The sequence below is a fragment of the Nocardioides sp. NPDC127503 genome (assembly GCF_040302165.1).
Lineage (GTDB): Bacteria > Actinomycetota > Actinomycetes > Propionibacteriales > Nocardioidaceae > Nocardioides.
In genome coordinates, this window is sequence record NZ_JBEORH010000018.1 from 75,299 (window position 1) to 84,413 (window position 9,115).

Annotated in this window: 6 protein-coding genes; 2 read left to right on the top strand and 4 right to left on the bottom strand. The window is 72.0% G+C overall.

Annotation, left to right across the window (positions count from 1 at the left end; all coding sequences use genetic code 11):
• Positions 1-72: 72 nt before the first annotated feature.
• On the bottom strand, positions 73-1,257 hold the full coding sequence (locus tag ABTW65_RS28425; RefSeq protein ID WP_350666454.1) for a GAF domain-containing protein: 1,185 nt from the start codon (positions 1,255-1,257) through the stop codon (positions 73-75).
• Between the two features lie 106 nt (positions 1,258-1,363).
• Between ABTW65_RS28425 and ABTW65_RS28430 the strand changes: the two genes are divergently transcribed.
• Positions 1,364-3,193 (top strand): flavin-containing monooxygenase, encoded by a 1,830-nt coding sequence (locus tag ABTW65_RS28430; protein WP_350666456.1) that lies wholly within the window; start codon positions 1,364-1,366, stop codon positions 3,191-3,193.
• 13 nt (positions 3,194-3,206) lie between these two features.
• Here the strand turns inward: ABTW65_RS28430 and ABTW65_RS28435 are convergent, their stop codons facing one another.
• The gene (locus ABTW65_RS28435; RefSeq protein ID WP_350666458.1) at positions 3,207-3,845 is read right to left on the bottom strand and encodes a response regulator; all 639 of its coding nucleotides are present in this window, start codon (positions 3,843-3,845) and stop codon (positions 3,207-3,209) included.
• Between the two features lie 17 nt (positions 3,846-3,862).
• A complete protein-coding gene (locus ABTW65_RS28440; protein WP_350666460.1) occupies positions 3,863-5,089 on the bottom strand; it encodes a sensor histidine kinase in 1,227 nt (408 codons plus the stop codon).
• 134 nt (positions 5,090-5,223) lie between these two features.
• Here ABTW65_RS28440 and ABTW65_RS28445 point away from each other — a divergent pair, with 134 nt between their 5' ends.
• Positions 5,224-5,973, top strand: a complete 750-nt coding sequence (locus ABTW65_RS28445; protein ID WP_350666462.1) for an SGNH/GDSL hydrolase family protein — start codon at positions 5,224-5,226, stop codon at positions 5,971-5,973.
• Between the two features lie 1,059 nt (positions 5,974-7,032).
• On the opposite strand, the gene ABTW65_RS28450 is transcribed toward ABTW65_RS28445, so the two are convergent.
• Positions 7,033-9,115 (bottom strand): DEAD/DEAH box helicase family protein (locus ABTW65_RS28450; protein ID WP_350666464.1); only part of this gene is annotated, 2,083 nt, incomplete at its 5' end.

Below are 9,115 nucleotides of genomic sequence, written 5' to 3' on the forward strand. Positions count from 1 at the left end.
GTCAGCCCGCATCGGGCTGGGGGCTGATCCCGGCGTACGACCTGGGGTGGATCGGCAAGGGTCGGCTCAGGGTCATCCCCGGGTGAGGCTCACTCCGTCGGCCAGCCGGTAGGGGTTCGTGGCGACCAGGGCGCCGATCGAGCGGCGCAGCCGGGAGACCTCGGCCCGCACGGTGACGATGTGCTCGGCGTCGCCGAAGACGGCCTCGCTGAGCCCGCGCGCGGTGAGTCCGGCGGGGCCGGCCCGGTCGACGAGGGTGAGGATCTCGACGTGCCGCCGGGTCAGGGTGGTGCGCCAGCGACCCGACTCCGAGACCACCTCCAAGGTGCCGTCGGGATCGAGCCGGGCCACCAGGCTGCCCGAGGAGTCGGAGGAGGTCGGCCGGACCAGCCAGCCGCGCTCGCCGACCCGCTCGGGGAGGCACAGCCCCAGGCCCGGGACGGTCAGCATCTTGTCCTGCCGGGGCGCCGCGATCCGGTCGCGGGCGGCAATCCCGGCATGGTGGGCGACCCAGCCGTCGTCGTCGACGACCAGCAGCGGACCCTCGACGCCGGAGACGACGTGGTCGGTCTCGCGGCGCAGCCGCTCGAGCCACTCCTGGTGGCGGCGCCACAGCGACATCTCGGCCAGCCGCACCGCGCTCTCGACCAGGGCACCGATCGCCGGGTGCAGGGTCAGGGCCGGCCCGCTGACGTCGACGACGCCGAGCAGGGCTCCCGTGCGGGGGTCGTGGATCGGGGCGGCCGTGCAGTACCAGGGATGCTGGGCCTGCTCGAAGTGCTCCGCGGAGAAGAGCTCGACCGGCGCCGCCTCGGCAAGCGCGGTGCCGATGGCGTTGGTGCCGACTGCGCGCTCGGTCCACAGGGCGCCCTCGACGAAGCCGAGTTGGTCTGCGATCTTGAGGACCCGCGCGGACCCCGCCCGCCACAGCACCACGCCCTCGTCGTCGGTGACCACCATCAGGTACGTCGCCGCGTCCGCCGCCGAGGTCAGCACCGCCCGCAGGTCGTCGATCACCATCCCCAGCGGCGAGCGGGCTCTCCTTGTCGCGCACTCGGCTGCCGACGGCGTACGCCTGCCGTTGCTGCTCCCGGGCTCCAGGCCCATGCTCATCACGCGGCGCCAGGAGCGCTCGACCAGGATCCGGGGTGTGCTCGGTGGGCGGCCGCCGGACAGGACGGCGTCGTGGACACGTACGAGATCACGGGCGAGGCGTGGCAGGTCGGCTCCCGCCGGGACTGCTCCGGTCGCTGTCATCTGGCGTCCACCTCCGACTCCGAGGGTAGGTCCTCGCTGTGACCCGCGCCACATGCAATCGGCTGCAACCCTTTCTCCGGCGCCCGCGCGGCGGTGTGCTGGAGGCATGACGCAGACACTCGAACCCACTCCCCCAGGCGCCGTCCAGAGCGGCCCGGCGCAGACCTGGCTCGCCGACTTCGAGGCCGCCCTGAAGGAACGCGACATCCCCCGGGCCGTCGGCCTGTTCGCCACGAAGAGCTACTGGCGCGACCTGGTCGCCTTCTCCTGGAACCTCACCACGGTCGAGGACCCGTCCGGGGTCACCGACCTGCTCGAGAGCACCCTGAACCGCGTCGACCCCTCCGGCTTCGCCCTCGAGGAGCCCGAGGCGACCGCGGACGGGGTGACCACGGCGTGGTTCACCTTCGAGACCGCGATCGGTCGCGGCCGCGGACTGCTGCGCCTCAAGGTCGAGGACGACCGACCGAAGGCGTGGACGTTCCTGACCACGCTCTACGAGCTCAAGGGACACGAGGAGCCCCGCGGCGTACGTCGCCCGAAGGGTGCCGAGCACGGCGTCAACCGTGACCGGGTGACCTGGGCGGAGAAGCGGCAGGCGGAGGCCGAGACGCTGGGCCTGACCGAGCAGCCGTACGCGGTGGTCATCGGTGGTGGGCAGGGCGGGATCGCGCTCGGCGCGCGGCTGCGCCAGCTCGGGGTGCCGTCTCTCGTCATCGACCGCTACGAGCGGCCCGGGGACCAGTGGCGCGGCCGCTACAAGTCGCTGTGCCTGCACGACCCGGTCTGGTACGACCACCTGCCCTACCTGAAGTTCCCCGACAACTGGCCCGTCTTCGCGCCGAAGGACAAGATCGGCGACTGGCTGGAGTCCTACGTCAAGGTGATGGAGGTGCCCTACTGGTCCTCGACCACGGCCACCAACGCCTCCTACGACGAGGCGGCCGGCGAGTGGACGGTCACCGTCTCGCGCGGCGGGGAGGAGATCACGCTGCACCCGAAGCAGCTGATCATGGCCACCGGGATGTCCGGCAAGCCGAACATCCCCGACCTGCCCGGCATGGACATCTTCGAGGGCGAGCAGCACCACTCCTCCAAGCACCCGGGGCCGGATGCGTACGAGGGCAAGCGGGTCGTCGTGATCGGGTCCAACAACTCCGCCTTCGACATCTGCGGGGCGCTGTTCGAGCACGGCGCCGACGTCACGATGGTGCAGCGGTCCTCGACCCACATCGTGAAGAGCGACACGCTGATGGACATCGGCCTCGGCGACCTCTACTCCGAGCGCGCGCTCGCCTCCGGGATGACCACGGAGAAGGCCGACCTGGTCTTCGCCTCGCTCCCCTACCGGATCATGCACGAGTTCCAGATCCCGCTCTACCAGCAGATGGCCGAGCGCGACGCCGACTTCTATCAGCGCCTGGAGAAGGCCGGGTTCCGGCACGACTGGGGCGACGACGGCTCCGGGCTGTTCATGAAGTACCTCCGCCGTGGCTCGGGCTACTACATCGACGTGGGCTCGGCCGAGCTGGTCGCCAACGGCGACGTCAAGCTCGCCCAGGGACAGGTCTCCCACCTGACCTCGTCGGCCGTCGTGCTCGAGGACGGCACCGAGCTCCCCGCCGACCTGGTCGTGTACGCCACCGGCTACGGCTCCATGAACGGCTGGGCCGCCGACCTGATCAGCCAGGAGGTCGCCGACCGCGTCGGCAAGTGCTGGGGTCTCGGCTCCGAGACGACCAAGGACCCCGGCCCGTGGGAGGGCGAGCAGCGCAACATGTGGAAGCCGACCCAGCAGGAGGCGCTGTGGTTCCACGGCGGCAACCTGCACCAATCGCGCCACTACTCGCTCTATCTCGCGCTGCAGCTCAAGGCCCGGTTCGAGGGGATCGAGACACCGGTCTACAACCTGGCGCCGGTGCATCATCTCGCCTAGGGGCCTTCCGGGGTCAGCGGCCGACCAGGCCGGTCTCGTAGGCCAGCACCACCAGCTGGACGCGGTCACGAGAGCCGGTCTTGGCCAGCAGACGGCCGACGTGGGTCTTCACGGTCGCCTCGGCGACCACGAAGGTCTCGGCGATCTCGGTGTTGGACAGACCGCGGCCGACCAGCGTGAGCACCTCGCGCTCACGCTCGGTCAGCGCCTCCAGCCGCCCCTCGATCGCCGGCCCGGCGGTCGCGGGCGCGGAGGCGGCGAAGTGCTCCAGCAGGCGCCGGGTGGTGCTCGGCGCCACGACCGAGTCACCGGCGTGCACGGTGCGGATCGCAGTGAGCAGGTCCTCGGGGCGGGCGTCCTTGAGCAGGAACGCCGCGGCGCCCGCCCGGATCGCGGCGAAGGCGTACTCATCGAGGTCGAAGGTGGTCAGCACGATCACCCGGGGTGCACCCGCGCGGCCGGCGATCAGACCGGTCGCCTCGACGCCGTCCATGCGCGGCATGCGTACGTCCATCAGGACCACGTCGGCCTCGATCCTGCCCAGCGCGGCGACGGCCTCCTGGCCGTCGCCGGCCTCGCCGACCACGCTCAGGTCGGGCTGGGAGTCGATGAGCATGCGGAAGCCGGCCCGGACGAGCTCTTGGTCGTCCACGAGAAAGACTCTGATCGTCACAGGGGCATCCTGGCGTAGACGCGGAAGCCGCCGCCGGATGCCGGGCCGGTCTCGAGCGTTCCATTGTGGGCGGAAATGCGCTCCTGCATACCGACGAGCCCGAGGCCGCCCGACTGCGCGGTGGTGTCCGCGGCCGCGCCGCGGCCGTCGTCGGTGACCTCGATCGCGAGGCTGCCGTCATCGGCCGTCACGGTGACTCTGGCCGCGGCGCCCGGACCGGCGTGCTTGCGTACGTTGCTGAGAGACTCCTGCACCACCCGGAAGGCGGTCAGCGCGACGCCCTCGGGCACGGCGAGGCCGGGCTCGGGCAGGTTCGCGGCCAGCTCCATGCCGCCGGCCCGGGTCTCCTCGACGAGCGTCGCGATGTCGCCCAGCCGTGGCTGCGGACGGGTCAGCGTGTCGCCGTCGCGCAGCAGGCCGAGCAGCTGCCGCATCTCGGCCAGCGCCTCGCGGGCGGTCTGCGCGACGGTTTCCAGTGCCTTCGGGGCGAGGGCCGGATCCTGCTCGGCGGCGTAGCGCGCGCCGTCGGCCTGGACCACGATCACGCTCAGCCCGTGGGCCACGACGTCATGCATCTCGCGCGCGATCCGCGCCCGCTCCTGGGTCGCCCCGAGCTCGGCACGCTGCTCGGCCTCGCGGCGCAGCTGCTCGTTGCGCTGGATCAGCGAGTCGACGTACGCCGTCCGGGTGCGCGCCAGTGCGCCGAGCGCCCAGGCGGCCACCGGGAAGGTGGCGAGCGAGAGCACGACCGGAACGTAGGTGCTCCAGTTGATCTCGTCCTGGCCCGTGCCGTTCGAGGCGGCATCGACGGCGCCCAGCCAGTCGTAGGCGCCGAGGACGGACCCGAAAAGGCCCACGGCGAGCGCCGCCAGGCCCCAGCGTGGCCGGGCGTAGCGCGCCACCGAGTAGACGGCGATCGGGAACGAGACCTGCGAGACGAGCGGGTAGTCGAGGAGGAGCACCTGCAGCGCGCACGCGGAGGCCACGACGGCGTAGACGATCACCGGATGCCGGCGGCGCCACAGCAGCGGCACCAGCTGGAGGACCACGAGCACCAGGTCGGCGACGTGGCTGGTGCTGGAGACGTCCTGCGCCGCGTCGCCGTTCAGCAGGGCCTGGATCGCGTAGAACGGGATGATCAGGAACAGGGTGCCGGCGAGCAGGGCGTCGAACCACCATCGCCCCCGCGGGCCGAGCCGCCAGGGCCGTACCAACTCCTCCACGCCCCCACCGTAGAGGAGCCGAGGCGCCCACGACGTCAGCCCGGGGACGGATGTGCTCCTCAGACCCTGGGCGGACTAGAATCCAGAGGCTGGCGATGGATCTTCGCCGATTTGAATGGTGCTTGGGAGGGCTCGTGGAGGCAGTGCGCTACGTCGCGATCGGTGACTCGTTCACGGAAGGAGTCGGCGACGAGACTCCTGACGGTCATGTACGCGGCTGGGCCGATCTGGTCGCCCAGGGCTGGGCCGCTTCAGGCGTCCCGGTGGAGTACGCCAACCTCGCCATCCGGGGGCGTCTGATCCGCCCGATCGTCGAGGAGCAGCTCCCCGCCGCGCTGGCGCTGAAGCCGACCCACCTCTCCTTCAACGGCGGCGGCAACGACATGCTCCGCCCGAAGGCCGACGCGAACGCGATCGCCGACCACCTCCGGCCCGTGATCGAGGCCTGCGACGCCAACGGCATCACGCTGATCCTGCTCTCCGGCGCCAACCCCTCGGCCCGGCTCCCGCTCGGCAAGGTCTTCCAGCGTCGCGGCGACGAGCTCGTCGGCCTGGTCGAGCAGCGGATCGCCCACCGCGACGACGTCGTGCGGGCCTACAACTGGCCCGACACGACCCTGACCGATGGCCGATTCTGGTCCGAGGACCGCCTCCACATGAACGCCCGCGGCCACCACCGCGTCGCCGCCCGCGTCCTCGACTCGCTCGGCGTCGAGGTCCCCGAGGGCTGGTGGGACCTCGACTTCGAGGCCGCGGCGGGCAAGAAGGGTCTGGCCTACTACCGCGAGTTCGTCGGCCCGTGGATCCACCGCCGCCTCACCGGCCGCTCCTCCGGCGACGGCCGCACCGCCAAGTTCCCCACCTGGACCGCGATCACCAGCTGACCCCAGCCGAGACGGCACCTATGGCGGCCGAGACGTCGGTTAGGTCGGTCGAGACGTCAGTTAGGTCGGCCGAGACGGCACCTATGTCGGCCGAGACGTCAGTTAGGTCGGCCGAGACGTCAGTAGTAGGGAACGAGATGACGTTCACGGGTCCTCATACCCTTCGTACGTCGCCACAACTGCCATCTCGGCCGACGCAACTGCCATCTCGGCCGACGCAACTGCCATCTCGGCCGACGCAACTGCCATCTCGGCCGACGCAACTGCCATCTCGGCCGACGCAACTGCCGTCTCGGCCGACGCGGGTGCCGTCTCGGCCGACGTAGGTGCCTTCTCGGGTTCAGGACCAGTGGCGGCGGATGACGGCGGTGACGTCGAAGGGGTCGGCGCCGCGTTGGGCGGTTAGGACGCCGGCGCCCTCGGGTGAGCCGGTGTAGAGCAGGCCGGAGCCGCCGACCCAGTGCTCCCAGGCGGCGAGGTACGACTTCGCGTCGGCGGCTCGACGGCCGAGGGCGGCGGGGACGGTGTGCCAGGCCTCGGCGTTCGCGGTGTGCCTGCCCGAGACCCCGAGCCACAGCCTCTGGAGTGCGTCCAGGTCACCTACGACCGGACGCGAGACCAGGTAGCGGGGTGCGGCGATGGGCGCCAGCGACTCCTCGAGCGAGGTGGCGAAGAGCGTCGACTCCTCCTCGGGCACCCCGGCGAGATGGACGCGGTAGCTGCCGTCGGTGTCCACCGCGATCTCGAGCCCATCGGCGCCGACCGAGGTCTGTCCGGTCGTGTGCAGCGCGTCGGCGACGGCCGCACCGACCGCTCCGACGGTCGGGCGCCGGCGCAGCTGGGAGGCGATCCGGGTTCCGTCGCGATAGACGTACGCGGCCCACAGCGCCCACAACCCACCGACCACGCCGCCGACCGCTCCCGCGATCCCGGCGCCGAGGACGAGCGTCAAGAGCAGCGCGATGCTCAGCAGCACCGCGGGCGCGAGGACGGGTTTGGCCGGCAGTCGCCACTCCGGCACCCGTCCCTCCAGCAGCCGGAACCCCGGTGGCCGGGGAGCTAGCACGACCCCCGACGGCACGCGCAACGCACCCGCCCGCCGCAGCCGGATCCTGACCGTGCGGCCGGCGACGTCGGCGTACGGCTCCCCGATCCGCCACCGCTCCCGGATCGCGGCGCGGTCCTCCGAACGCGCGACCATGCGGGCGTTGACCGTGTCGAAGTCGGACTCCGGCGGCGCGGCGTACGGGAGAAGGACTCGTCGATGTGGCCGACGCCGTCGACGACCGAGCCGTCCTCGTCGGCGCCGAAGAAGCCGGTGTGCTTGCGGACCAGGCGCTTCCAGTCGTTGTCGCCGCGCGGGTGCTCCTCCTCGACGCAGACGACCGTCCAGTTGACCGCGACCTTGTCGGGCCGAGCGGGATCCGTACGCAGCGAGCGCCCGCGCAGCTGCACGACCGCCGTCGTGGTCGTGGCCGCGGTGAGGTCGACGATCCCGGTGACCGACCGGGCGTCCCAGCCCTCCCCGAGCAGCCCGCGCGTGCCGACCAGCACCCGGCAGCCGCCGGCCTCGAAGAACCGGGTCACGTGCCCCACCCACTGCCGGCTGCCCCAGCGCCCGACGAGCGTGGCGTACGCCTCCCCGGGCTCGACCACCAGACCCTCGGCCAGAGCGGGGTCGGTCTCGGCGATGTGCGCGACCAGCGCGGCGAGGGTCGCCGCCGGCCCGGCGACTGTGGCGCCCGTGACCAGCACGACGTCCTCGTGGGACCCGCACAGAGTCGCGAGCACCGCACGAGCGGAGCCGGACTGCTCGGCGATCACCCCACGCAGGTCGACCGGCAGGGTTGCCGAGGCCCGCTCGTGGTCGGTGACGACCAGCAGCCGCAGCGAATCGCCGTGCGCCAGTCGCTCGTGGTCCACGATGGCCGCGGTCGCCGTCGTCTTCGCCTCCGAGCGCGCCAGCACCCGGTCGACGGGTGAGCGCCCGGCCCGGATGCCGCGTCGGGTCAGCGAGTAGCCGACCGCCGGCAGCGCCTGCTTGATCGCGGCCAGCGCCTCCTGGTCGGCCTCCGACTCGGAGACGGCCAGGTGTCCGCGTACCCAGTCGCCGATCAGCGTCACCCAGTCCTCGGCCGACGGGTCGCGACGGTGCGCCTCGGTCAGGGTCGCCCCCTCGGGCAGGGCGAGCAGCCCGCGATGGTGCGCACGCAGGGCCGCCGTGGCCAGGTCGGGCCACGCCTTCGCGAGCTCGGCCCAGGACGGAGCTCCGGCCGGCCGCGACACGTACCGCCGGTCCAGCCAGGTCAAGAACGGCACGCTGCCCAGATCGGCCGAGGTCAGTGCGGTGAGCAGCTCCTCGAACCGCTCCGCGCTCCCCCGCAGCCACTCCCGCTCGCTCGGCGTCGGCGCGGTCAGCCAGACCAGGTCCGCGAACGGCGCCAGGTCGCCCTCGCGCACCACCGCCGGGATCGAGGTCGAGAAGACGATCTCCCCGAACAGCAGCCCGACCAGCGCGGACTCCTCCTTGGTCAGCGCTTCGGGCGGAGTCGCGGTCAGTCCCAGCACCCGCGCGTCCGGCAGCAACAGCAGGATCTCGCCCAGCAGCTCACCCCAGACCTCGAGCAGGTGGTGGCACTCGTCCAGCACGAGCAGCAGCGGTCCGGACGTACGCAGCGCCGAGACCAGCGCCCGGCCGTTGTCGTGCAGCCTGGCCAGGTGGCTCTCGCCGGTCTCCGCCTCGTTGTCGGGGTCGCCGAAGACCGCGACCGACTGGTAGGTCAGCGAGGTCAGCGGCGCGTCCAGATCTCGCGACGAGGACGCCGTGAGACCCAGCGCGGCCGCCTGCCGCAGCCACTGCCCTTGGATGGCCGTGTTGGGGCTGAGTACGACGACCTTCGCCCCATCCGATATCGCATCGCGTGCCGTCTCCAGTCCGACGAGCGTCTTCCCGGCCCCCGGCGGCAGCACCACCCACGCCCGGGAGCGCCCCGCGTCCCAGGCCGCGCTCAGTGCGGAGAGCGCACGCTGCTGATGGACACGAAGCTTCACCCCGCGAAGCCTAGCCACCGCCGAGGCGTCACCCGCGTCGGCCGAGGCGTCAGGTACGTCGGCCGAGTGGGCATCATTGTGCCCACTCGGC

Excerpts from the sequence above, each read along its gene's own strand:
- ABTW65_RS28425 (WP_350666454.1), bottom strand. The coding sequence starts at position 1,257 with ATGACAGCGACCGGAGCAGTCCCGGCGGGAGCCGACCTGCCACGCCTC.
- ABTW65_RS28430 (WP_350666456.1), top strand. The coding sequence starts at position 1,364 with ATGACGCAGACACTCGAACCCACTCCCCCAGGCGCCGTCCAGAGCGGC.